The following is a 23,788-nucleotide window of genomic DNA, read 5'->3' as shown; positions in this document are numbered from 1 at the left end:
TAACAACACAATCTTAAGAATACGCCTAAAGTCGTAGGCATTGGTGCCGATAGTAGGGCTGCAGATAGTACCTAAAAGATAGTACCTAAAAAGTGGCCTGTTTTAGGCCTTAGCTTTCCTAACTAGCGAGACTATATTCATGCTGTCGTCCCTACGCTTGCGTATTCTTATCATCACGTTAATGGTAATTACGCTAGCACTGACTATTAATGCCTCAATCAGCTACCTAACCCTGCAAACACATAATGACCAGCAGGTAACTCAGCAGCTGGCCTCTATTGCACAGGGTAACGCCCTGGCCATTGAGGAGTGGGTTGATGCCCGAGTCGCCATACTAGAAGCAGCTCGCACACCCGTGATCGATAATGATCCGCTTGCGCCACTTGTCCAGTTAGCAGAGTCAGGCGGTTTCCTAACGGCATTTTTCGGCCAATCCGATGGACGCCACCTTTCGTCTGATGGCTGGGTACCAGGCAGTGATTTTGATCCACGCCAGCGCGAATGGTACCAAGCAGCAACAAAGCAGGATCGTACGATCGTCTCGCTGCCTTACGTGGACGCTAATAGCAATCAGCTTGTGGTTAGCTTTGCTACGCCAGTCAAGCGTAATGGCCGTTTGTATGGGGTAATCGGCGGCGATGTCGTCATCGACAGCCTAGTCAGTCAGGTCAACGCTATTCGGCCAACGCCCTCGAGTTTTGCCTTTCTTAGTAGCGGCGGCGAAACAGTCATTGCTCACCCCGACGCGGCGCTGACGCTCAAACCGCTGAGTCGAATTAGCGATACCCTATCCCCTGCATCCATCGAACAACTAAGTGCTGCGCCAGACACGTGGGAGCCTATCAACGTCGATGGCCTGGATAAGCGACTCTCGGTGACTCCCATCGCAGGAACCGACTGGGAACTCGGCGTGGCACTCGACGAGTATGAAGCCACGGCCGGGTTACGTGCCATTCTCAAGTCTTCATTGTTGACGCTAATCGTCATCATTGCTGTCACGGCTCTGCTGTTGAGCTTGTGGCTCAAGCGTGCCTTCGCTGGCCTAGAACGGGCGCGTGATGCTCTGGATGACATTGCCAGCGGCGAAGGCGATTTAACCCGCCGACTTCCCGAACAGGGCAGTGATGAAGTGGCTCAGATCTGCGGTGCTTTCAACCGCTTTGTGGGCAAAATGGAAGCGGTCTTGGTCGATGTACGCACCAGCAGTGACTCGGTGCACCATGCCGCGAATGAAATTGCCTTGGGCGGCCAGGATCTATCCCGCCGTACCGATAATGCGGCTTCTAGCCTGCAGCAGACCTCGGCTTCAATAGAACAGATCACCAGCACCGTGGAACACACCGCCGCATCGGCCCAAGAAGCCAATAAGCTATCTCAAACGGCCACGAACGTAGCTAAGGAAGGCGGGCAAGTGGTCGCCAATGTGGTTACCACGATGGAAGATATTTCCCAGGCCTCCCATAAAATTGGCGAAATCGTCACGCTAATGAACAGTATTGCCTTCCAAACCAACTTACTGGCCCTTAACGCCTCCGTAGAAGCCGCCCGGGCAGGGGAGCATGGCCGTGGTTTTGCGGTCGTTGCTGATGAAGTACGCAAATTAGCAGGACGCAGTAGTGAAGCCGCCAACGATATTCAAAAGCTCATTGAAGACTCACAAAGCAGAGTGAATAACGGCACTGTATTAGTGCAAAACGCGGGCGCAACCATGCAGGATATCGTTGCTCATATCACTCGCGTCACCGATGTGTTAGAGGAAATCAACTCCGCCACGAGTGAGCAGAGCGATGGCATCAAACAGATCAATATCGCCGTGTCTGAGCTTGACCGTATGACCCAGGAGAACGCTGCCATGGTGGAAGAGTCCACCACTGCCGCTGAACAACTGAAAGAGCAAGCTGATCACCTTAAGGGCACCATCAGCAGCTTTAAGCTGTCTCAACACCCCTCGGCTCCTCTAACCATCAGCTCAACCAGCGCTTTGCCATCGTATTGAGTGACTATCGTATTGAGTGACTAAGGAATCGGCGGCAGTGGAATATCGTCGCTGCGCTTGGCACCTGCGGTCATCTCTCGGCAAAGTCGCAAGAACTCTCGTATCCCCGTGGTAAGGTACTTGTGGCGGTGCCAGATGAAAGTGAACTGACGTTTTAAGTCTAATTCCGGTGTGGGCAGAGGCACTAAGCTGCCACGCCGGAAAGCATCGCGTAGTGCTAGCCTGGACACACAACCAATCCCTAGGCCTGATTCTACTGCCCGCTTAATACCTTCGGTATGTTCAAGCTCCAACAGGGTATTAAACCGACTACGCCGATGCCTGGCAGCGTGCTCAAGAGTCATGCGGGTGCCAGAGCCCTCCTCGCGCATAATCCAGTCTTCTCGCAGCAGCTGGTCCAGTTCCAGATGCTCACGGCCTGCCAACGGGTGGCGCGGCGAGCAGAAGACGCACAGCTCATCCTCGACCCATGGCTGGCTAATAATCATATCGTCGTCGCACTGCCCTTCAATCAGCCCTAAATCAAGCGAGTGCTGGCGCACGCTCTCAATAATGTGGCGCGTGTTACGCACTGCCAACCGCACCCGACTGCCGGGATAGCGCTGCATAAAATCGCTGATTAACAGAGTGGCTAGATAGTTGCCAATGGTGAGCGTTGCGCCCACATCCAACGCACCTACGCCCTGCTGGCCACGCAACAGCTCCTCTACCTCTTCAGCCCTGTCCAGCAGCGCCACTGCTTTTGGCAACAGTTGGAAGCCCAGCGCATTAAGCTTCAGTCGTTTTCCCATGCGGTCGAGAAGCTGGCAGTCAAATTGACGCTCAAGCTCCGCTAGCGACGTACTGGTAGCAGATTGGGACATAGCGAGGGCACGCGCCGCCTGAGAAACACTTTCGTGCTGGGCGACGGCTACAAAAACCTCCAACTGGCGCAGGGTGTAATGCATAGAGGCAACCTCTGTTGTTTTGACAGCATATCTATTTTTTAGATAAGTGTTATCAGTATAATTTGCTTAACAGATATATTGCGGTTTATTTAGAATTGGTAGCAACATATTTAGCTATTTTTTATGCTTTTTTAGAATATGGCAGACAAGGCTTAGGCCACTCTGCCCATTGGAGGAGTTAGCATGAGCAAGTTTGCCCTGGAAGAAGTCCTCAGCGTTCACCACTGGAACGACACCCTGTTCAGCTTCCGCACCACTCGCGAGCGTAGCCTACGTTTCAAAAACGGTCAGTTTGTGATGATTGGCCTGGAAGTGAACGGCAAACCGTTGATGCGCGCTTACTCCATTGCCAGCCCCAACTACGAAGACCACCTGGAATTTTTCAGCATCAAAGTACCCGATGGCCCACTCACTTCGCGCTTGCAGCATCTTCAAGTTGGCGACCAAATTATGGTCAGCCGCAAGCCTACGGGCACGCTGGTATGCGATGACCTGCTGCCTGGCCGCAACCTTTACATGCTTTCCACCGGAACAGGCCTTGCACCGTTTATGAGTCTGATCCAAGACCCAGAAGTGTACGAGCGCTTTGAAAAAGTGGTACTGGTGCATGGCGTGCGCGAAGTATCTGAACTTGCCTATGCCGACTTTATTACCAAAGAGCTGCCTGCTCACGAATATTTAGGCGAAGAGATTGCCGAAAAGCTGGTGTACTACCCCACGGTTACCCGTGAAGAATTCCACACCATGGGACGCCTGACCGATCACATTCGCAGCGGCAAGCTGTTTGAAGACACCGGTCTTCCGCCGATTGATCCGCGCCAAGACCGCGCGATGATTTGCGGCAGCCCCGCCATGCTCGACGACACAAGCGCACTGTTAGACGAACTGGGCCTGAATATTTCCCCGCGGATGGGCGAGCCGGGTGATTACGTGATTGAACGCGCCTTTGTTGAGAAGTAAGGCGTCAACGGTAAAGAGTAGCAAGTCGAAGGCAGGAAAATCACTTGCTAAGCTATGGTAAAAAGCCCCGCTAAACCGATAGTTTAGCGGGGCTTTTGGTAACCTTAAGCTGCGAACACCCGTCGCGATTAAACCGCGTCTTTGCCGGTTTCGCCGGTACGAATACGAATCACCTGCTCCAGCGGCATGACAAAGATTTTGCCATCGCCGATTTTGCCGGTATTGGCAACCTGCGTAATGGCATCAATAACCTGCTCCGCCATATCGTCATCCACCGCAACTTCTAGCTTCACTTTAGGCAGAAAATCCACCACGTACTCGGCACCACGATACAGCTCTGTGTGACCTTTCTGACGGCCAAAGCCCTTCACTTCCGTTACCGTAATGCCCTGCACGCCGATATCAGAGAGCGATTCGCGTACGTCATCAAGCTTAAACGGCTTGATAATGGCTGAGATCAATTTCATTGCGACATCCTCTAGCTTGGTGGCCTTTTATTAAAGGTTGGCGGGACACTGCTGATAGCCAAGCCCGTTAGCATTAAGCATACACCGCTACAGGCAGAGAATAAAAAATCAGCGCCAATGGATTGTAACAATGCTCGAAGGCAAAAAGGCCTCCCGCTAGGGGAGGCCAAAAGAGCACGCCAGCTCATTTAATTAGCGTAAGCTTATTTCTTAACGCTAAATTCGGGATAGGCTTCAAGACCGCACTCAGCAATATCGACACCTTCATACTCTTCTTCTTCGCTAACGCGGATACCCATGATCGCTTTCAGCACCAACCACACCACCAGGCTGGCAACGAATACCCAGCCAAAGATACCAACGATACCGATCAGCTGTGCGCCGAAAGAAGCGTCGCCATTAGTCAGCGGAACCGCCAGCACGCCCCAGATACCCACCACACCGTGTACCGAGATAGCGCCGACGGGATCATCAAGCTTCAGCTTGTCCAGCGTGACGATTGCAACGACAACGATCAAGCCACCTACCGCCCCAATCACCGCAGCGCCTAGCGCAGAGGGCGACAGAGGGTCCGCAGTAATTGCGACAAGGCCAGCCAGTGCACCGTTAAGCGCCATGGTAAGGTCCGCTTTACGGAACCACAGTTTGGCAAGAATCAGTGCGGCAAGCACGCCGCCGGCAGCGGCCGCATTAGTGTTCACAAACACCTGAGCAACGTTGTTGGCAGAGCTGATGTCAGACATTTTCAGCTCAGAACCGCCATTGAAGCCGAACCACCCCATCCAGAGAATGAAAGTACCCAGGGTGGCCAGCGGCATGTTGGCGCCGGGAATCGCGTGGATAGAGCCATCTTTACCGTACTTACCTTTACGTGGGCCAAGCACCAAGACACCCGCTAAGGCAGCCGCGGCACCGGCTAAGTGAACAATGCCGGAACCCGCGTAATCGGAATAGCCGACTTCAGACAACCAGCCGCCGCCCCATGTCCAGTAGCCAGACACCGGATAAATAAAGGCTGTCATCACCACCGCGAAGGCCAGGAACGCCCACAGTTTCATGCGCTCGGCAACCGCACCAGACACAATCGACATGGCGGTGGCCACAAACACGACCTGGAAGAAAAAGTCAGAGCGCATAGAGTAGTAAGGTGCATCCTCACCGCCTGCGGTTACTGCATCCATGCTGTTTTCAGCGCCAATTAAGAAACCAAGATTGGGTAGGAAGCCCCCCGCGCTGCTGGAATACATAATGTAGTAACCCACCAGCAAGTACATGGTGCAAGCAATCGCAAATAGCGCGATATTTTTGGTCAGAATCTCGGCGGTATTTTTCGAACGCACCAGACCAGCCTCAAGCATTGAGAAGCCAGCAGCCATCCACATGACGAGCACGCCGCAAATTAGGAAGTAAAACGTGTCGAGCGCGTAGCTCAGATCAGTCAACTCATTCATTTTAAGTTCCCCGTTGAACTATAGAAATGATCCGAAAAAACAGCTTCAAACGGCGTCTGCACCGCGTTCGCCTGTCCGAATCCGAATAACGTCTTCAAGCGGTGTCACAAACACCTTGCCGTCACCGATCTTGCCGCTGTTAGCCGCACTACAGATCGCGTCCAATACGCTCTCTAGCCGGGTGTCGTCTACGGCCACTTCAACTTTTACTTTGGGTAGAAAGTCGACAACGTACTCCGCACCACGATACAGCTCGGTATGCCCCTTTTGACGACCGAATCCTTTAACTTCAGTCACCGTGATGCCCTGAACGCCATTGTCAGCGAGCGCTTCACGAACGTCGTCTAGTTTGAATGGCTTGATGATAGCGGTGATGAGTTTCATCCCGGATCTCCCCTGCTGGATTAGGTAGCGGCAATGCCGCCCGACTTAACTGCTTATCTAGTTAATGCGCATACCGTGCCACCCAATTTTTTTTTCTTATAAGTCAGCAGTTTGTTTTATAAAAACGAAGGCTGTTCGGTGGCAAGGAAGACTTAGCAGTCGCCGCCACCACCCGCTTGCACCATAAAAGAACATTAATAAAAACGCGGCGCTCTATTTCGATGCACGCCGCCGAGAAAGAGAGACCAGAGGCTAATTTGCAAACGATGCATGCGTATCGGCAGCGGGTTGCGTATCCTTATTAATAAGCAGTGAACATTTATGCGTGGTCATTTAAGGAGAGAGCGATGGCGCCTCAAGATCGCATTAGCCGTTTAGCCCAGCAAATTGGGGATCGTTTACAGAACGCGTCCCAAGCCCCTGAAGATATTCAAAAAGGCGTACAGCAAGTAGTACGCGGTGCCTTTGACAGGCTGGAGCTGGTGTCACGGGAAGACTTTGATATTTTGATGGATGTATTGCAGCGCACCCGCTCACGCGTTGAAGCCTTAGAGCGCCAAGTGGCCAGCCTTGAGGCCGCCGTGGAAGCCTCTACCTCAACGCCCTCTTCCCCCATCGAAGCAGAAGCACCACCCGCCCCCACGCCTGAACCGAGCAGCGATGGTCCAGAGGATAGCAAGCCCGCCTAAATCCACAACGGACGGCAATAGGTTGACGACGCCTATTGCCGACTACAGGGTGGCTTAATAGGTTGATGTTGATGACGTAATGAGCGTCCTGCCCAATCAACAAACATGAATCAATAAACACGAATCAATATCATTGACTTTGACTGTTGTGGTGATACTCTCCGCCTCTTATTCCCTAACTGCTCGCGGATTGTTCACCATGTCTGACTGGTCTTCTTCAACGGCTACACTCATTGGCACGGGTCTATTACTAGGCTTTTCCGGCGCTGTTTTCGCCCAAAACACAACGTCTGGATCCACGCTAAACGCAAACGCTGAAGATACCCTAGTGGTGGTCGGCTCCCGCACTCCGACTCAGATCAGTCAGATACCTGGCGCGGTATGGGTGATTGACAAAGAGATGCTGCAACAGCAGACCCGCAATGGTGCAGACCTAAAGACGGCATTGGGTCAGCTTGTGCCAGGGCTGGATCTGGCACCGCAAGGGCGCACCAATTATGGGCAAAACATGCGTGGCCGGGGCGTACAGGTGCTTATCGATGGCGTATCCCTGAACAGTTCGCGTGGGCTTTCCCGTCAGTTCGATGCCATCGATCCCTTCAATATTGAGCGTGTAGAAGTGCTTTCCGGCGCCAGCAGCCTGTATGGCGGCGGTGCTACGGGAGGCTTGATCAATATCATTACGCGCAAAGGCGAAGAAGGCCTGAACTGGCGCACCGAAGCTGGCATCACTACAGGCTTCAACAACAGCGATGATATGGATCGACGTCTGTCGCAATCAATCAGTGGCGGCAATGAGCGGGTTCAGGGCTACCTGGGCACCTCCATTGTGGACAACGGCCGTCACTACGACGGCGGCGGCCAAGAGATCTTTCCCGACATTGCCCAGACCGACCTTCAGGACAATCGCAGCATTGATGTATTGGGCAACCTCTCGTTCCGTTTGACCGACGAACAGAGCCTGGAACTGGGCGCCCAGCTGTATCGTTCCGGCTACGAAGGTAACCGGGGGGTTTACTTTCCCAACCTCGACGCAGCCTCGCCCAACTTGAACGATGCCGAGATTCGCGACGGCTACCGTTCACAGCGCGATCCGGAAACCGACCGCAAGCTGGTCAACGTCAACTATCACCACGCTAACCTGTGGGGGCAAAACTTCTATCTACAGGCCTTCCACCGAGAAGAGGAATCCAGCTTCCAGGCCTTTCCTTACCCTATCTCAGATGGCCTGCAGTTTCGTGCATCGCAACAAAATACTGATTTAAGCGGTATTAAAGCGCTGTTTGAGTCGCGCCTGGTTGATGACATCTCATTGACCTATGGGCTCGACCTGGATCGCGAAAAATTCGATGCCACCCAGATGCTGTTCGATACCGATGTATCAGATACTACCGGAGGGCTGGTGCAGCAGGCTTCGGGCGTTGAGCCCCGCTATCCAGGCTATCAAGTGGACGGGCTTTCCGGCTTCGTTCAAGGTGACTGGCAAGCTACCGAGGCGCTTAAGCTCTCAGCAGGGTTGCGGCAGCAGCATATGGATGTCGAAGTGGGTGATTTCAAGGGTATTCCCGGCGGTCAGAACGATTACGAAGCCACGCTATTGAATGCCAGCGCCCTCTACGATTACGGCAACGGTCACCAGAACTGGCTGCAGTTTAGCCAGGGCTTCGAGCTGCCAGACCCGGCCAAATACTACGGCAAGAGCCCCGAGGTGAGTGTCGATAACAACCCTCTATCTGCCATCGAGACAGATCAGGTGGAGCTAGGCTGGCGCTACCAGGGGGGTAACTGGATGGCTCAAACGGCACTCTACTACGCTTGGTCGGACAAAGCGGTAGAGAACGCCCAGGATCTGAGCGTCAGCGTAGTGGACGAAAAGAAGCGCGACTTTGGCCTAGAGAGCGCGGTAACTCGCTACTTCGACAACGGCCTGGAGGTCGGCGGCACCCTACACTTGGTGCGCTCCGAACAGGAGAACGACCAAGGGGAGTGGGAGAAGCGTGACGCCCGCTATGCATCGCTCTCCTCTTCCACGGCCTTTATCGGCTGGACCGACTACGTGCGTTCAGCGCGCTTGCAAGCCAGCCATACTTTCGACCTGAAAGACGACGCGGATCGTGAGATCGACGGCAACACTACCCTCGATCTATCGCTCAGCCAGGAAACCGATTTTGGCACCGTGAGTCTGGGCATACAGAACCTACTCGACGATCAGTACTCCACCGTCTGGGGCCAGCGGGCCGCTATGTTCTATTCGCCCTACTACGGCCCAGAATACCTCTACGACTACCAGGGGCGTGGGCGTACCTATACCCTGAACTGGTCGATGGCCTATTAAGCACCGCCCCGCTACTCGCAGGCAGCCGCTCAAAAGCGGGGTAATGGGAATGGGAATGGGAATGGGAATGGGAATGGCGACTCTCGACACACTCGCGCCAATCACCACCAATGACCTGCTGGCCCTTGGTCAGCGCTTCGGGATCGATTACCGCTTTCCCGAAGCGCCCGACCGCTCTCCATCGCCTTGCATAGCTCGCGGGCGGGTGATGGATATCGAGATCACCCCGACCCTACGCGTAACGCACTCCGATCTTGATGTCCTGCACGCCTATGCCTCTACCTCCTGTCGTACCGCTCCGTGGTTTCTCAGTGTGATACTTGAGGGTTGTATCCACGTGGGGCTCGGCCATCAGTCATTTCAATTGCAGGCGGGCGACGCCTTCAGTGCGCATTTCAACCAGCAGACCGGGCTTGAGGTCTTCCAGCCGGCTCCACAACGCTTACGCACTCTTAACGTGTCGATTCTGGATGGCCTCGAACCGCTTCCTTCCTCACCCGTCAACGTTGCCCCTCCAGCGGCCCCACTGCTCCACACTTGGCAAGTACCGCCACTCCTGCGCCATAGCCTAGAAACCGCGCTGACGTCGAACTGGTCAGAACAACGGCTGTGCCTATTATGGCAAGGGCTCGCGCTCCAGCTACTAGCTCATGGCCTGCCTGCCGCTTGCCTGGAGCCCGGCGACCAACACACACAAGATAGCCCCCCTCTGGGCCTTTCTCATCACGATCACCAACGCCTAGAGCGCTTGCGCCAGCAGCTCGAACATTATCCCAACCAGCATTACCGCTTGGAGCAGTTGGCCCGAAATGCCGCCATGAGCCCTAGCAGCCTACGCACCAAATTCCAGCGCTGTTACGGCTGCTCGATATTCGACTACCTACGGCGTTGTCGCCTGACCCAAGCTCAGACGTACTTACGCAAAGGTTATAGCGTGCAGCAAACTGCCCACGCCTGCGGCTACCGCCACGCCAGCAACTTTGCTACGGCATATAAGCGGGCCTTTGGTGTCACGCCGCATGAGGCCTTCAAGTGTCGCTAACGTACTGTCCAAACGTACTGTCCATAACGTACTGTCCATAACGCACTACCCACCACTGCTTACCGTAAGTTCCCCTGCTCTGCATTTTTTGGCAGCGCGCATAACCTCTTTGGCATAGCGCATACCTTTTCAAAGCAATTAAACGCAATAATTCTCATTAACACACTAGTTAATTGCTTCTCATTGCAGGTACGCCCCCATGTCTTTTATGCCTCGCCGTTTGTTACGCTCTCCACTTAGTGCCGCTGTTATTGCGGCGCTCGCGGCACCATCGGTTCACGCTCAGGCAAGTACGCAGGAAAGTACTCTGGCAAGTACAGCGCTAGGCACTGTGACGGTAACCGCCCAGCAGGCGGCTACTAAAGTCACCACCCCTTTTATCGAAACGCCGCAAAGCGTTTCTACCATTACCCGCGAACAGATGGATCACCGTGGGGTAGACACCGTTCAGCGCGCCACTGACTATACGCCTGGTGTTTACAGCAACCAGGTGGGTGCCTCCAACCGCTTCGACTACCTGGTACTACGGGGGTTTTCTGACGGTAGCTTGAGCAACACTTTCTTAGATGGCCTTAAAGTGATGGGCGATGCCAACTCCCATAGCACGATGCGCATCGATCCGTGGTTTTTAGATAGCATTGAAGTGGTACGCGGGCCTGCCTCGGTGCTCTATGGCCGCGCGTCTCCGGGTGGTGTGGTGGCGCTTAACAGTAAGCGCCCTGAATTTGAACAAGGTGGTGAGCTACGCTTTCGGGTAGGCAATAATAACCAGCGCAGTGCCGCCTTTGACCTCACTGGGCCGATTGGCGCAGAGCAGCGGGTAGCGTTTCGCCTGACCGGTATTGCCAGCACCGCTGACACCCAGTTTGGCCCGGCCGAAGAGGAGCGCTATGCCATTGCACCGCGGCTAACCTGGGATATCACCGACGACACCAGCCTAACGGTTGAGGCCTATCTACAGGATGAACCCGAGGGCGGCTACCACTCCGGCGTGCCCTATGAAGGAGCGGTAGTGCCCAGGAGCGGCAAGCAGATTAGTAACAACTTCTTTGATGGCGAAGCCGACTACGACGTCTATGAACGTACTCAGCGTATGGCTGGCTATACCCTGGAACATCGCTTTAACGACGACGTAACGGGCCGCCAGTTACTGCGTTATCTCAATTCCGATGTGGTGCTGAATCAAGTCTACGGCTATGGCTGGACGTCGCCTACCTCTGATGAACTAACCCGCTACTATTCTGGCAGCGATGAATCTTTAGAAGCTTGGACTATCGACAACCAGCTTGAAGCCACTATCAGCAACGGCTTTATGGATCATACCTTGCTCGCCGGGGTCGATTATCAACAGCGGGAAAATGACGTCTCATGGCCTTCTGGGTATTTCCATCCCATCAATGCCTTTAATCCTGTCTATGGCAGCGGGCCGATTGAATTTTACGCCCCTACCCGTGAGAGCCACGAGATTGATCAAACCGGCGTTTATCTACAGGATCAAATCGCCGTCGATAACTGGCGCTTCACGCTGGGCGGCCGCTACGACTGGGTGAACATCGACAATACCAACCGCGATAGTGGTGACACCAGCTCACTTAGCGATACCCAGTTCAGCGGCCGCGCTGGTGTGGTCTACCTGTTTGATAATGGCGTAGCCCCCTACCTGAGCTACTCCACTGCCTTCACGCCCACTAGCTTTGTAGATGAGAGTGGCGACCTGCTTCAACCAATGGAAGGCGAACAGTGGGAGGCCGGCCTAAAGTTCCAGCCTAACGGCAGCAGCAACCAATTCAGCGCAGCGCTGTTCCATATCAGCCAAGAGAACGTCGCGACCAAGGTGCAGCCGTCCGACCCTTATCGCGCAGTGGGTGAAATTGAATCCCAAGGACTGGAATTGGAAGCACAGACCCAGCTAACCGACACCCTCTCGGTTCAGGCAGGCTATAGCTTCACCGACATCACCTACGCCAAAAGTGACGACGGCAATCAGGGTAACAACGCCATTTACTCTCCACGCCACCAAGTACAGCTGTGGGGCCATTACGAGGCCAATAAGGGCTGGCTAAACGGCGTGGATGTTGGTGTCGGGGTACGCCACTATGCGGATATTGCCGCCGATCGCGCCAATACTGAAACCGTTCCTGACTACACCCTGGTGGATGCCACCATTGGCTACGACCTAAGCCAGCTCGGCGTTGCAGGGGTGGAAACACGCCTCAATGTTAACAACCTGTTGGATAAGGAGTACGGGGCCTCCTGTAACTCGCTGGAGTATTGCTACTTCGGCGCCGAGCGCGGTGTGACCGCCAGTGTTCACTACCGTTTCTAAACGCTTGTACTAAGTGATGTTCCAGGCACTTATCTAAACCCTTGTCTAAGCGTTATTAAGTTATTGTAGCCCCACCTGCCCAGGCCGCTGTGCCTGGGCATTTTTCCTTGAACACAGGTTTGCAAACAATAAAGATTATCGTTTAAATACAGTTCTTATTTTCTGGATAGCCTCTCACCACCATGCGCCACACCAACCTATTCTTCTTAGTCACGCGCTGCGGGCTATTGGCGGTTTGCCTAATGGCTTTTTCCACCGCCAAAGCGCAGTGGGCAACCGTCGACTGGACAATCGCTGAAACGCTACTGGCCATTGACGCACCGGTTAGCAGCGTTGCTCAACAAAGCGATTATCACCAGTGGGTGAGCGAGCCGCAGATACCCGACAGTGCCACCGATATGGGGCTACGCACCCAGCCTAATTTAGAACTGCTGGCCCAAGAGCCTCCAGAACAGACGCTTATTTCACCCATGTTCACCGGTTTGAAACCGCGCCTGGAACGCATTGCTCCTGTCACTTTATTCTCGCTCTACTCCCCCGGCACCGATACCTGGCAGGAGATGCAAACCCTGACCCGTAAGCTGGGCGAGCTAACCGAGCACCAGCCCCAGGCCGAGCAGCTTATTGAAGAAACCCAAACGTTGATGACCACGCTGCGCAAATCCCGTCCCCTCTCTCAGGCAGAAATTGCCCCGCTGCTGATGGTACAGTTTATGGATGCCCGCCACGTGCGAGTGTTTGGGGAAAACAGCTTATACAACGCCGTGCTGGAGCAGCTCGAACTGCCCAATGCCTGGGATCAGCCGACCAACTCCTGGGGATTTGCACTGGTAGGAATTGAAGCGCTGGCGCGCTATCCAGAGGCAACGTTGGTAATCATCGACCCACTGCCCATCGGAGCCGAAGAGCAACTTGCAAAAAGCGGCCTGTGGCAGCAACTTCCCAGCGTCAGGCATGACAGGATAGTTCGCCTGCCGCCGGTATGGAGCTTCGGCGCACTGCCTTCCGCCCAGCGTTTTGCAAGGGAACTGTTTGCTGCACTATCGGCAGACAGCCCAGCACAAGTCACCGGCTCAACTGTTAACTAAGGTCAGTTTTTCAGCTCACGCTATTTTTAAACGTTCCAATTGACGTAGGGTTACGTTAGGAACAAAAAACTAGCGAGTGAGCGCCATGACACTAGCCATTGTGGCCACGCGCGCAGGGGTTGGACTGGAAGCCCCCGCCGTGCATGTCGAGGTACATCTAGCCAACGGCCTGCCGGGGCTAACGCTGGTGGGGCTGCCGGAAACCGCCGTCAAAGAGAGCCGCGAGCGGGTGCGCAGCGCGCTCATCAATGCGGGGTTTGATTTTCCCAATACCAAGCGCATTACCCTCAACCTTGCCCCTGCCGACCTACCCAAAGAGGGCGGCCGCTTTGATTTACCGATTGCGCTCGGCATTCTGGCCGCCTCTGGCCAGATTCCAGTAGATGCGCTAGAAGGCATGGAGTGCGCAGGCGAACTGGCATTGGATGGCAAACTACGCGCCGTACCCGGCGTACTGCCCTTTGCTCTCGCCACTCGGCGCGTCAACAAAGCCCTGATTATTCCCCGTGCTTGTGCCGACGAAGCCGCATTGGCGGGCGACTTACCGGTTTTGCCTGCCGACACCCTATGGCAGGTCGTTGCTCACTTGCTGGGACAAGAGAAAATACCGCCCCACCAACTGTCTGCCTCGGTGAGATCCACGGCCCCCATTGCCGACTTAGCCGACGTTCGCGGCCAGCAGCAGGCACGCCGCGCACTGGAAGTGGCGGCCGCGGGTGGCCATAATTTGCTGCTAGCAGGGCCTCCTGGCACCGGAAAAACCATGCTCGCCAGCCGCTTACCAGGCATTTTGCCGCCGCTTTGCGAAGACGATGCGCTACAAGTGGCCGCTGTACGTTCAGTCTGTGGGCTACCGCTTGAAGCAGACTGGGGCCAGCGCCCCTTTCGCCAGCCCCACCACAGCGCCAGCGCCGCTGCGTTAGTAGGTGGAGGCTCAAAACCCAAACCAGGGGAAATCTCGCTTGCTCACCACGGCGTGCTGTTTTTAGACGAGCTGCCGGAGTTTTCACGCAACGTCTTAGAAGTGTTAAGGCAGCCACTGGAAACGGGGGAAATTCACCTCTCACGCGCCAGCCATGAACGCCGTTATCCAGCGCAGTTTCAACTCGTTGCCGCCATGAACCCCTGCCCCTGTGGCCACTTGGGCGATCCGCGTCAGCGCTGCCAGTGCAGTTCCAGTCAGATTCAGCGCTATCAGGCACGGCTTTCTGGCCCGCTGTTAGACCGCATTGACCTGCAAGTGGAAGTACCCGCCCTGCCGCCCGAGCAGCTTACTGCACAAACTCAAGGCGAACCTTCCAGCGCCGTGCGCGAGCGGGTGATGGCCGCCCGAGAGCGCCAGATGGCGCGAGGCGCACTCAACAGCCAGCTAAGCGGCAAAGCCTTAGAAGCCGCCTGCGCACTTAACGATGAAGAGCGCGCCTGGCTGGCAGGCGTGCTGGAAAAGCTCAAGCTCTCTGCCCGTGCTTACCACCGCGTCCTGCGGGTCGCGCTTACCCTGGCCGATCTGCAAGGCGAACCCAAGCCTACCCAGCCGCACTTTATCGAGGCTATCGGCTACCGGCAGTTGGATAGGCTATTGAAAGGTGCCTAGCGATGATGATTGGCCATTACATCGACAAGCCGTTGGCATAAGGCATCGAGCTTTCCACCCGTCGCTTCATCCTTGAGCGCGCCTGACTCGTTAAACGCACTGCCTGCCTTCGGCAATGATAGTGGCTGCGGCAGTACGGTCAAACTCAGATTGGCCAACAACTGCTGTCCAAGGGGCAGTGCTCGAATACCGCCCAGCCCACCTGGTGACGCCGCGACTAGCGCAGCCCACTTGCCGGCGAACAGTCCAAGTCCTGGCGTATCGTTGTAAGGCCTGGAGAGCCAATCTAAGGTATTTTTCAGCAGCGGCGTAATAAACCCGTTGTACTCCGGCGAGGCAATCAATAGCGCTTGATGTTCTGCCAGTATGTCGCGCAGTTTCAGTACATTATCAGGCATGCCTTGGGCTTCAATGTCTTCATCGAACAGCGGGCAAGGGTAGTCTTTTAAATCGATAAAGGTCGCTTGTCCACCCAAGGCCTCAATACGCTTGGCGGCAAGCTTTGCGAGCTGTTTGTTAAACGAGCCTTCACGGGCACTGCCCGCTAATACGAGAACTTTTGCTACTGATGCCATACCACTTCCTCTTTAGAAGAATGTCTTTGAAAGACTCACCATTTAGCATTTGTGTCTTTAGAGCAAGGCGTTTTTGACTGATTAGCGGCGAGGCTCGATATGCAAGTTCATCATCATTAAAACATCTGCACGTTGTCATTTAACTATCACTATTACGGGTGAAAATTAGCAAATTCTGAAGCTGCTCTACTTTCTCTTTCTAAATAGTGAAACCGTGATGACTAAGCCGTTACTAGCAACTGCTCTTCTCGCCTTTGTATTTACCAGTGCCGCGCACGCCCAGCAGGATTTTAGCGCCACATTGTCCGACCATGCTCAGCTACCTGGCAGCAGCTTTGTGGCAGCGCCTTCCGGGGCCGCTGACCACTACAACGTCTCGGGCCGTTTTACTGGCCCAGAGGGCCGAGCTGAGCAGCTATATACCAACATGCAAGCCACCGGCTTAGCACTCCCCTTCCCCAGCCAACCATTGCAGGGGTTTTCAGGTATTCGCTCGCTAGGCGATGACCGTTTCTTGGTATTAACCGATAACGGCTTTGGTTCCAAAGCCAACTCCTCTGACGTCATTCTGATGTTTAATATTATAAAGACTGACTGGGACACCGGGCGTGTCATCATTGAGGAAACCGTTCATCTATCGGACCCAAACCGCAAAGTGCCTTTCCCAATTATGAATGAAGCCACGCCTGGTCGCTTTTTAACCGGCGCTGATTTCGATATTGAATCGATACAGCCGGTGGGCGATAGCTACTGGATTGGCGATGAGTTCGGCCCCTGGATTCTCCAGGTCGATAGTCAAGGCGAAGTGCTGCAAGTGCTGGCCACTAACCCTAGTGGAACGCTGATGCGCTCACCTGACAATGCTTTTGCCCTCACCCCGAACCCTGGTGCGTCTCTCGCAGATGAAGTGGTGGTATTTCGCTCCGGCGGTTATGAAGGCATGGCGCTTTCCGAAGACCAAACAACGCTCTATCCCTTGCTAGAGAAACCGATCTGGGACAGCAGCGCCAACGCCCCAGAAACGATTGACGGCACCGCCGTGTTAAGAATGTTCGAGCTCGATACTGAAACCGGAGAATGGGGCAACACAACCCGTTATTACCCCTTGGAGTCAGCGGATCATGCGATTGGCGATTTCAACCTCATTGGCGGAACTCGCGGCTTAATCATCGAGCGTGATAGTCGCCAGGGCGACCCGCGAGAAGCGTGGGCAGACAATCCCGCTGAGTTCAAACGTATCTACCTCATCGACCTCGACCGTACAGACGAGCAGGGCGTGCTTGAGAAAATTGCCTATATAGATCTGATGAACATTCAGGATCCAGATGGCATCGCACCCCGTGGCACGGTCAACGGCATCTTTAACTTTCCCTTTGTGACCATTGAGAACGTCGATCGTGTTGATGAGAGCACCATCGTGGTCGCCAATGACAATAACTACCCTTTCTCGATTGGCCGCCAGCAAGGACGCGCTGATGATAATGAGCTGATACTGCTCGATGTGGAAGACTTTCTGAACGCTCAGTAATGAAACTCAGTAGCTAAAATAGGCCTGAGGCAGGGCGCACGCTAGCGCCCTGCCTCGAGTTGTCCCCTAGGCTTGCAATATTTACGTTATTGCCCACGCTCAACAACGTTGTCTACGAAACCATCCAGAGCCTCGAACAGGACTTCTCGAATGGGGTCGGCCTCGTTAACTAAGTGGTGCCGTGCTTCTGGATGGCGGTAGATCTCGGCATTAGGAAACTTCTCCTCCAATACCGCTAAGTTCCACTCCCAGTCGACAGTAAGGTCTTGCTCACCCTGTAAAATAAGCGTCGGCAGCGGGTTAGGTTCCAGCGCGAGCAAACGCGGCATCCAACGTCGCATGGCAGTTATCCAGGCAACGCTCAACCGTTCCGGTTGAAGCGGATCTTGGTCGCGTAGGAACGCCGTAAACTGCTCATCCGTGGAGTTGGGGCGATACTTACGTGGTAGCTCCTTCAGAAAAGGGCTGGCAATCAGGTGCAGCCAGCTAGACTGACTCCAGCGCCAAGGGCGCACCAATGGCGCTAGCAGCACAATACCGGCCCAGCCTGCCGTTTCGCGGCGAGTGAGTGCGTCGGTCGCCAGAATGGCTGCCCCCGTGCTCTGCCCAACGCCTAGCCACGGTGTAGGGGCCATGCCTTGGCGTTGCAATGTCGTCTGTAAATGCGCAAGGCAGTGCTGATAGTCGTCAAAATCTTCAATGTCGGCGCGTGGGCCGCTGGAAAGCCCGTGACCAGGAAGATCCCACAACACCACTCGCCACCCTTTGGCCAGCAGGCAGCCGAGTAAATGGCGATAAAGTCCTAAATGGTCAAAATAACCATGAATCACAAACGCGGTGCCCGTGGGAACAGGTGGGCTCCATACTTGGCACCACAGAGCAAAGCGTCCAGTATCAATAAATCCCGCGTGCACTTCGCTGGTGTCGTTTAGTAGCGTTTCTAAACCGTAGTGGCGAAAATAGTCATGCACAGCGTCCGTTAGCGCGTCGCCCGGCTTAAGCTGGGAGAGCGATGACTCGCCTGCTGCTTGCCTAAACAAGCCTTCCAGGTGTTGGAAATTATGCATTAACGTCTCTCCGTGAACGCCACCTATCCATTGGCTGAATGATAGCGGAGACCACTACCGCTCTCATCATTTGGTCGATCATTTTGCTGCTTTACGGCATAGACTGTTTACATGCTCGCGCAGTTGTGGAAGTATTTTCCACAAATATACATTTACCCTGACCGTGGCACGATAATATCCCACGGGCACCTTTACAGGAGAACCCCATGAGCGAGCGTATCACGCGTCACCGTTTACAGGTGTCAGCAGACCTGGACCGTTTTATCAATGAGCAGGCTTTACCGGGCACTGGTGTCGACGAAAACACCTTTTGGGCTGGCGTTGACGCCCTGTTCCATGATTTGACACCGAAAAATCGCCAACTGCTTGAAGAGCGCGACACGCTCCAAGAAAAACTGGATGTCTGGCACCGTGAAAATCCGGGGCCGGTTAGCGATATGCCGGCTTACCGCAGCTTCTTGAAAGAAGCGGGTTACCTAGTGGATGCACCCAACAGCGTAAAAACCACTACGGCCAATGTAGATCGCGAAGTGGCTGTTCAAGCAGGCCCGCAGTTAGTGGTACCGGTGAGTAATGCCCGCTATGCACTGAACGCCGCTAACGCCCGCTGGGGTAGTTTATACGATGCCTTATACGGCACCGATGCGATTTCTGAAGAAGATGGCGCTGAAAAAGGCACCAGTTTCAACCCGAAGCGTGGCCAAAAAGTTATCGCTTATGCCCGTGGTGTGCTTGATCGTGCTGCCCCACTGGCCACCGGCTCTCACCGCGATGCGGTGAAATACGCTATTCGTGATGGCCACTTGGTCGTTAGCCTGGAAGGCGGTCGTGAAACCGGCCTAAAAGATTCCGGCAAGCTGATCGGCTTTAACGGCGATGCATCCGCGCCTGAAGCCATCCTGCTCACCAACAACGGCCTGCACCTGGAAATCCAGATCGACGACAGCCACCCGATCGGTAAAACCGACCCCGCTCACGTGAAAGACGTAGTGGTGGAAGCGGCACTGACCGCGATTATGGATTGTGAAGACTCCGTTGCTGCTGTCGACTCTGAAGACAAGGTCGGTGTTTACAGCAACTGGCTTGGCCTGATGAAGGGCGACCTGGAAGAGAACATCGACAAAGGCGGCAAAACCTTCAAGCGGACACTGCACGCCGATCGTACTTGGCAAACCACTGATGGCAGCACCGTTACCCTGCCAGGTCGTTCGCTAATGTTCGTGCGCAACGTAGGCCACCTGATGACCACGCCTGCCGTTCTGGACGAAAATGGCAACGAACTGCCGGAAGGTATTCTGGACGCAGTGGTGACCTCGCTGCTGGCGCTGCACGACCTGAAGAAAGACGCCGACCAGCCGCGTAACTCCCGCGCTGGCTCAGTGTATATCGTGAAGCCGAAAATGCACGGACCAAAAGAAGTGGCGTTCGCCAACGAACTGTTTGGTCGCGTTGAAGACATCCTGGGCATGAGCCGTGACACCCTGAAAATGGGCATCATGGATGAAGAGCGCCGCACGACTGTCAACTTGAAAGCGTGTATTGCTGAAGCGGCTTCTCGCGTGGTGTTTATCAACACCGGCTTCCTTGACCGCACCGGTGACGAAATGCACACCGCCATGGAAGCAGGCCCGATGGTTCGCAAAGGCGATATGAAGAGCGCTGCGTGGATCACCGCCTACGAGAAGAACAACGTGCAGGTAGGCTTAGCCTGCGGTCTGCGTGGTCGTGCTCAAATCGGTAAAGGCATGTGGGCGATGCCGGATCTGATGCATAGCATGCTAGAGCAAAAAATTGGCCACCCGAAAGCGGGTGCTAACACGGCATGGGTGCCTTCTCCAACAGCGGCTACGCTTCATGCGCTTCACTACCACCAAGTCAACGTAGCGGACGTACAGCGCGAACTGGAAGCCCAAGGCGAACCCGACTTTTTAGATGACCTGCTCACCGTGCCAGTAGCCGAAAACGCTAACTGGTCGGATGAAGAGATTCAGCAAGAGTTGGATAACAACTGCCAGGGCATTCTGGGCTATGTGGTGCGCTGGGTTGAACATGGCGTGGGCTGCTCAAAAGTACCGGACATTCATAACGTTGGCCTAATGGAAGACCGCGCTACGCTGCGTATTTCCAGCCAACATATCGCCAACTGGCTGCACCACGGCATTGTCGATGCGCCGCGGGTGGAAGAAACGCTGAAGCGTATGGCTAAAGTGGTTGATCAGCAGAACGCTGGCGACCCCACCTACACGGCCATGAGCGCCGACTTCGAAGGCTCAACCGCCTTTAAAGCAGCCTCTGACTTGGTGTTCAAAGGCCGCGTACAGCCTTCTGGCTACACCGAACCGCTACTTCACGCATGGCGTCAGGTACATAAGGCGAAGTAAACGCGCTTTGCGGTATCATCAGCCTCGAGGCGCATGCCTCGGGGCTTTTTTATAAAGGACAATAATAATGACCGTAATGACTGCCGAGCAGATTGAGCACTTTCTGGATGAGGTGTTTCCCCAACGGATGGGCAGAATTGAAAGCGTTGGCGCGATGAGTGCCACCCTGCGACTAACCATCGATGAGCAACATCTGCGCCCTGGCCCCAGGGTGTCTGGTCCGACCATGATGGGGTTTGCCGATGTGGCGTTATATGTAGCCATTTTGGCGCAAATAGGCCCTCAAGCCATGGCGGTCACCAGCGACTTGAACTGCCATTTCTTACGTGCTGCCTCCGGTGAGCACGATATTGTTGCTCACGCCAAACTCATCAAGCTAGGCCGCCGTTTAGCGGTAGGCGAAGTGCAGATTTTCTCTGCCAGCGATGACACTAAGCCAGTTGCGCATATTACTGCCAGCTACGCGCTGCCAGACAGCCCAACTGGCTAACCACCGCGCTAACGGCTGAGCAGCGCAGTGGCGGCTAACCCCAACCAGCCTGCCATCAGCAGCAAACCACCAATGGGCGTTACAATACCAACGCTTAGCCCTACCAGGGCCATTAGGTAAAGCGAGCCTGAAAAGGCGGTAATACCCAACGCCCATAGCGCTAACACGATGCGCTGACCTGGTTGAGGGCACTGGCTGCGCCAAGCCAGTACCGCTAACATGGCCAACGTATGCCACGCTTGGTAACGCACGCCCGTTTCAACGATGTCGACCATGGCTGCACTGGTACGCGATGCCAACCCGTGAGCCGCATAGGCCCCGAGTACTACCATTAATGCTCCTGAGAGTGCGACTAGGCACCACCAGGGTTTGTCTGCTCGCTGCATGGATTACTCCTGTTTATAAATACTCGTTACAAGTACTTGAGATAAGCTCTTGAGATAAGCTCTTGAGATAAGCTCTTGAGATAAGTACGTAAGATAACTACCTGGAATAAGTACTCGACATACGCACTCGATATTTCACCGAGATGATTGTCGTTGTCACATACCTTGAGCGGTGCGAAACCGCTACAATAGACAATGCTTTGCCTCACCGAATGGGACACTTACCGTTATGCCTACTCCTAATGAGTCGATACAACTGACGCTCAATGGCGAATCGCATACGCTGGCAGCAGGCCTTAGCGCCGCTGATCTGATTGAGCAACTAGGCCTGACCGGGCGCCGTATCGCTGTGGAAATTAACGAACAGATCGTGCCCAAAAGCCAGCTTGCTCAAACGCATTTAGCCAATGGCGACCAAATAGAAGTCGTTCACGCCATCGGCGGCGGCTAGCGTAGCCCACCACCATTTTTGCTTTCAAAAGGAACCGCTATGACGCCACTGACTGATACACCGTTTACCGTTGCTGGGCGCGCGTTCAGCTCCCGCCTGCTGGTGGGCACTGGCAAATACAAAGACTTTACCGAGACCGGCGCGGCCATTGCCCAAAGCGGCGCGGAAATTGTCACCTTTGCTGTACGCCGCACCAACTTAGGCCAGGATGCCGACGCGCCTAACCTTCTCGATGTCATTTCCCCCCAGCGCTACACCTTATTGCCCAACACCGCCGGCTGCTACAACGCCAAAGATGCTGTGCGCACCTGCCGCTTGGCGCGTGAGCTGCTAGACGGCCATAACCTGGTCAAGCTGGAAGTACTCGGCGACGATCACACCCTCTATCCCAATGTGGTTGAGACGCTTAAAGCCGCTGAGACACTGTTGGCTGATGGCTTTGACGTCATGGTGTACACCAGTGATGACCCCATTGTGGCCCGTGAACTAGAAGCGATGGGCTGCTGCGCCATCATGCCGCTAGGTTCGCTGATTGGCTCGGGGCACGGCATTCAAAACCCGCATAATGTACGCCTGATTGTTGAGCAAAGCAGCGTACCCGTGCTGGTCGATGCGGGCATTGGCACCGCTTCTGACGCCGCCATGGCAATGGAGCTCGGGTGTGACGGCGTGCTACTCAACACAGCGATCGCCCATGCCCGCGACCCGCTGCGTATGGCTAACGCCATGAAACTTGCTGTAGAAGCTGGCCGCGATGCCTTCTTAGCTGGCCGTATGCCACGCCGCCAGAGCGCCGATCCCTCTTCGCCTTTTGCAGGCCGAATTAACGGCTGATACAGAGATACCATGACCGATACGAACGACACCACGCCTGAAAGCAACACTGCGGGCGCTGAGAGCAACACCACAGGCCCTGAAAATGCTGATGCCCCGCTACACCGGCGGGGGATTAAGAGCTACGTGATTCGCGCAGGGCGCATGACCCCAGCACAAAGCCGCGGTTTAGAAGACGTTTGGCCACGCTTAGGACTAACAATTGCCGATGGGCGTCAGGATTTGGATAGCCTGTTTGGCCGCCAAGCACCGCGCGTGGTGGAAATTGGCTTTGGTATGGGCAACTCACTCATCGAGCAGGCCGAGCGCCACCCAGATACCGACTTTATCGGTATTGAAGTGCATGCGCCGGGGGTGGGCAAGCTGCTGGATGAGGTAGATAAACGCGGCCTAACTAACCTGCGCGTTTACCGCGAAGATGCCTTGGCGGTGTTGGAACAGTGTCTGCCTGAAGGCTCATTAACCACGCTACAGCTATTTTTCCCCGACCCATGGCCCAAAAAGAAGCACCACAAACGGCGTATTGTGCAGCCTGCGTTTGTTGAGTTAATTCGTACACGCTTAAAACCTGGCGGCACCTTCCACATGGCGACCGACTGGGAAGCCTATGCCGAGTGGATGGCCGAGGTAATGGACGCCGCACCCGGCTATACGAATACCGCCAGCGCCGACACAGCACCCTACGTTCCACGCCCAGACTTTCGCCCGCTAACTAAGTTTGAAGCTCGCGGCGAGAAACTTGGCCACGGCGTATGGGATTTGATTTACCGCCGTGACGTTTAGACACAGCGACTAAA

The 23,788-nt window shown here is 54.8% G+C and carries 21 protein-coding genes; 14 read left to right on the top strand and 7 right to left on the bottom strand.

The window, feature by feature from the left end; all coding sequences use genetic code 11:
• The first annotated feature begins 139 nt into the window (after positions 1-139).
• Positions 140-1,996 (top strand): methyl-accepting chemotaxis protein, encoded by a 1,857-nt coding sequence (locus HVE01_RS03235; RefSeq protein WP_146942327.1) that lies wholly within the window; start codon positions 140-142, stop codon positions 1,994-1,996.
• A 20-nt stretch (positions 1,997-2,016) separates the two neighbouring features.
• Here the strand turns inward: HVE01_RS03235 and HVE01_RS03230 are convergent, their stop codons facing one another.
• Positions 2,017-2,943, bottom strand: a complete 927-nt coding sequence (locus HVE01_RS03230; RefSeq protein ID WP_125752879.1) for a LysR family transcriptional regulator — start codon at positions 2,941-2,943, stop codon at positions 2,017-2,019.
• A gap of 183 nt (positions 2,944-3,126) precedes the next feature.
• Between HVE01_RS03230 and HVE01_RS03225 the strand changes: the two genes are divergently transcribed.
• Complete coding sequence (locus HVE01_RS03225; RefSeq protein ID WP_038479478.1) at positions 3,127-3,903, top strand: ferredoxin--NADP reductase; 777 nt, start codon at positions 3,127-3,129, stop codon at positions 3,901-3,903.
• A gap of 128 nt (positions 3,904-4,031) precedes the next feature.
• Here the strand turns inward: HVE01_RS03225 and glnK are convergent, their stop codons facing one another.
• From glnK to HVE01_RS03210, 3 genes are all read right to left on the bottom strand, one after another.
• The gene (gene glnK / locus HVE01_RS03220; RefSeq protein ID WP_009098335.1) at positions 4,032-4,370 is read right to left on the bottom strand and encodes a P-II family nitrogen regulator; all 339 of its coding nucleotides are present in this window, start codon (positions 4,368-4,370) and stop codon (positions 4,032-4,034) included.
• A 203-nt stretch (positions 4,371-4,573) separates the two neighbouring features.
• Positions 4,574-5,821: an ammonium transporter gene (locus tag HVE01_RS03215; protein ID WP_125752882.1), complete on the bottom strand. Its 1,248-nt coding sequence runs from the start codon at positions 5,819-5,821 to the stop codon at positions 4,574-4,576.
• Between the two features lie 45 nt (positions 5,822-5,866).
• Positions 5,867-6,205, bottom strand: a complete 339-nt coding sequence (locus HVE01_RS03210) for a P-II family nitrogen regulator (RefSeq protein ID WP_125752885.1) — start codon at positions 6,203-6,205, stop codon at positions 5,867-5,869.
• Between the two features lie 347 nt (positions 6,206-6,552).
• Between HVE01_RS03210 and HVE01_RS03205 the strand changes: the two genes are divergently transcribed.
• From HVE01_RS03205 to HVE01_RS03180, 6 genes are all read left to right on the top strand, one after another.
• Positions 6,553-6,894, top strand: a complete 342-nt coding sequence (locus HVE01_RS03205) for an accessory factor UbiK family protein (protein ID WP_146942325.1) — start codon at positions 6,553-6,555, stop codon at positions 6,892-6,894.
• Positions 6,895-7,093: 199 nt separating this feature from the next.
• Positions 7,094-9,229: a TonB-dependent receptor gene (locus HVE01_RS03200; protein WP_213017483.1), complete on the top strand. Its 2,136-nt coding sequence runs from the start codon at positions 7,094-7,096 to the stop codon at positions 9,227-9,229.
• A gap of 43 nt (positions 9,230-9,272) precedes the next feature.
• A complete protein-coding gene (locus HVE01_RS03195; RefSeq protein ID WP_244973769.1) occupies positions 9,273-10,271 on the top strand; it encodes a helix-turn-helix transcriptional regulator in 999 nt (332 codons plus the stop codon).
• 199 nt (positions 10,272-10,470) lie between these two features.
• A complete protein-coding gene (locus HVE01_RS03190; protein WP_146942322.1) occupies positions 10,471-12,597 on the top strand; it encodes a TonB-dependent siderophore receptor in 2,127 nt (708 codons plus the stop codon).
• Between the two features lie 182 nt (positions 12,598-12,779).
• A complete protein-coding gene (locus HVE01_RS03185) occupies positions 12,780-13,685 on the top strand; it encodes an ABC transporter substrate-binding protein (RefSeq protein WP_146942320.1) in 906 nt (301 codons plus the stop codon).
• 85 nt (positions 13,686-13,770) lie between these two features.
• Entirely contained in the window at positions 13,771-15,279 is a 1,509-nt protein-coding gene (locus tag HVE01_RS03180; protein WP_125752904.1) for a YifB family Mg chelatase-like AAA ATPase, read from the top strand.
• Here the strand turns inward: HVE01_RS03180 and HVE01_RS03175 are convergent.
• Complete coding sequence (locus HVE01_RS03175; RefSeq protein WP_125752907.1) at positions 15,276-15,854, bottom strand: NADPH-dependent FMN reductase; 579 nt, start codon at positions 15,852-15,854, stop codon at positions 15,276-15,278. The genes HVE01_RS03180 and HVE01_RS03175 overlap by 4 nt on opposite strands.
• A gap of 217 nt (positions 15,855-16,071) precedes the next feature.
• On the opposite strand from HVE01_RS03175, the gene HVE01_RS03170 reads away from it, so the two are divergent.
• Complete coding sequence (locus tag HVE01_RS03170) at positions 16,072-17,382, top strand: esterase-like activity of phytase family protein (RefSeq protein WP_213017482.1); 1,311 nt, start codon at positions 16,072-16,074, stop codon at positions 17,380-17,382.
• An 86-nt stretch (positions 17,383-17,468) separates the two neighbouring features.
• Here HVE01_RS03170 and HVE01_RS03165 read toward each other — a convergent pair whose 3' ends face one another.
• Complete coding sequence (locus HVE01_RS03165) at positions 17,469-18,449, bottom strand: alpha/beta hydrolase (protein WP_125752914.1); 981 nt, start codon at positions 18,447-18,449, stop codon at positions 17,469-17,471.
• Positions 18,450-18,655: 206 nt separating this feature from the next.
• On the opposite strand from HVE01_RS03165, the gene HVE01_RS03160 reads away from it, so the two are divergent.
• Both HVE01_RS03160 and HVE01_RS03155 read left to right on the top strand, forming a co-directional pair.
• On the top strand, positions 18,656-20,830 hold the full coding sequence (locus HVE01_RS03160; protein WP_146942316.1) for a malate synthase G: 2,175 nt from the start codon (positions 18,656-18,658) through the stop codon (positions 20,828-20,830).
• A 67-nt stretch (positions 20,831-20,897) separates the two neighbouring features.
• Positions 20,898-21,320 carry a PaaI family thioesterase gene (locus HVE01_RS03155; RefSeq protein ID WP_125752921.1) on the top strand — a complete coding sequence of 141 codons (423 nt, stop codon included), beginning with the start codon at positions 20,898-20,900 and terminating at the stop codon, positions 21,318-21,320.
• Between the two features lie 8 nt (positions 21,321-21,328).
• Here the strand turns inward: HVE01_RS03155 and HVE01_RS03150 are convergent, their stop codons facing one another.
• Positions 21,329-21,706: a DUF423 domain-containing protein gene (locus HVE01_RS03150; protein ID WP_125752924.1), complete on the bottom strand. Its 378-nt coding sequence runs from the start codon at positions 21,704-21,706 to the stop codon at positions 21,329-21,331.
• A gap of 229 nt (positions 21,707-21,935) precedes the next feature.
• Between HVE01_RS03150 and thiS the strand changes: the two genes are divergently transcribed.
• From thiS to trmB, 3 genes are read left to right on the top strand one after another with little or no spacing between them, the layout of a single operon-like run.
• Positions 21,936-22,157 (top strand): sulfur carrier protein ThiS, encoded by a 222-nt coding sequence (thiS, locus tag HVE01_RS03145; protein WP_009723207.1) that lies wholly within the window; start codon positions 21,936-21,938, stop codon positions 22,155-22,157.
• A 39-nt stretch (positions 22,158-22,196) separates the two neighbouring features.
• Entirely contained in the window at positions 22,197-22,991 is a 795-nt protein-coding gene (locus HVE01_RS03140; protein ID WP_120386058.1) for a thiazole synthase, read from the top strand.
• Between the two features lie 12 nt (positions 22,992-23,003).
• Positions 23,004-23,774 (top strand): tRNA (guanosine(46)-N7)-methyltransferase TrmB, encoded by a 771-nt coding sequence (gene trmB, locus HVE01_RS03135; protein WP_146942314.1) that lies wholly within the window; start codon positions 23,004-23,006, stop codon positions 23,772-23,774.
• Positions 23,775-23,788: the final 14 nt, after the last annotated feature.

This window comes from Vreelandella venusta (genome assembly GCF_007989605.1).
In the GTDB taxonomy this organism is placed as follows: Bacteria; Pseudomonadota; Gammaproteobacteria; order Pseudomonadales; family Halomonadaceae; genus Vreelandella; species Vreelandella venusta.
The sequence above is the reverse complement of the archived record's forward strand: the minus strand, read 5'-3'. Positions and strand labels throughout refer to the sequence as shown.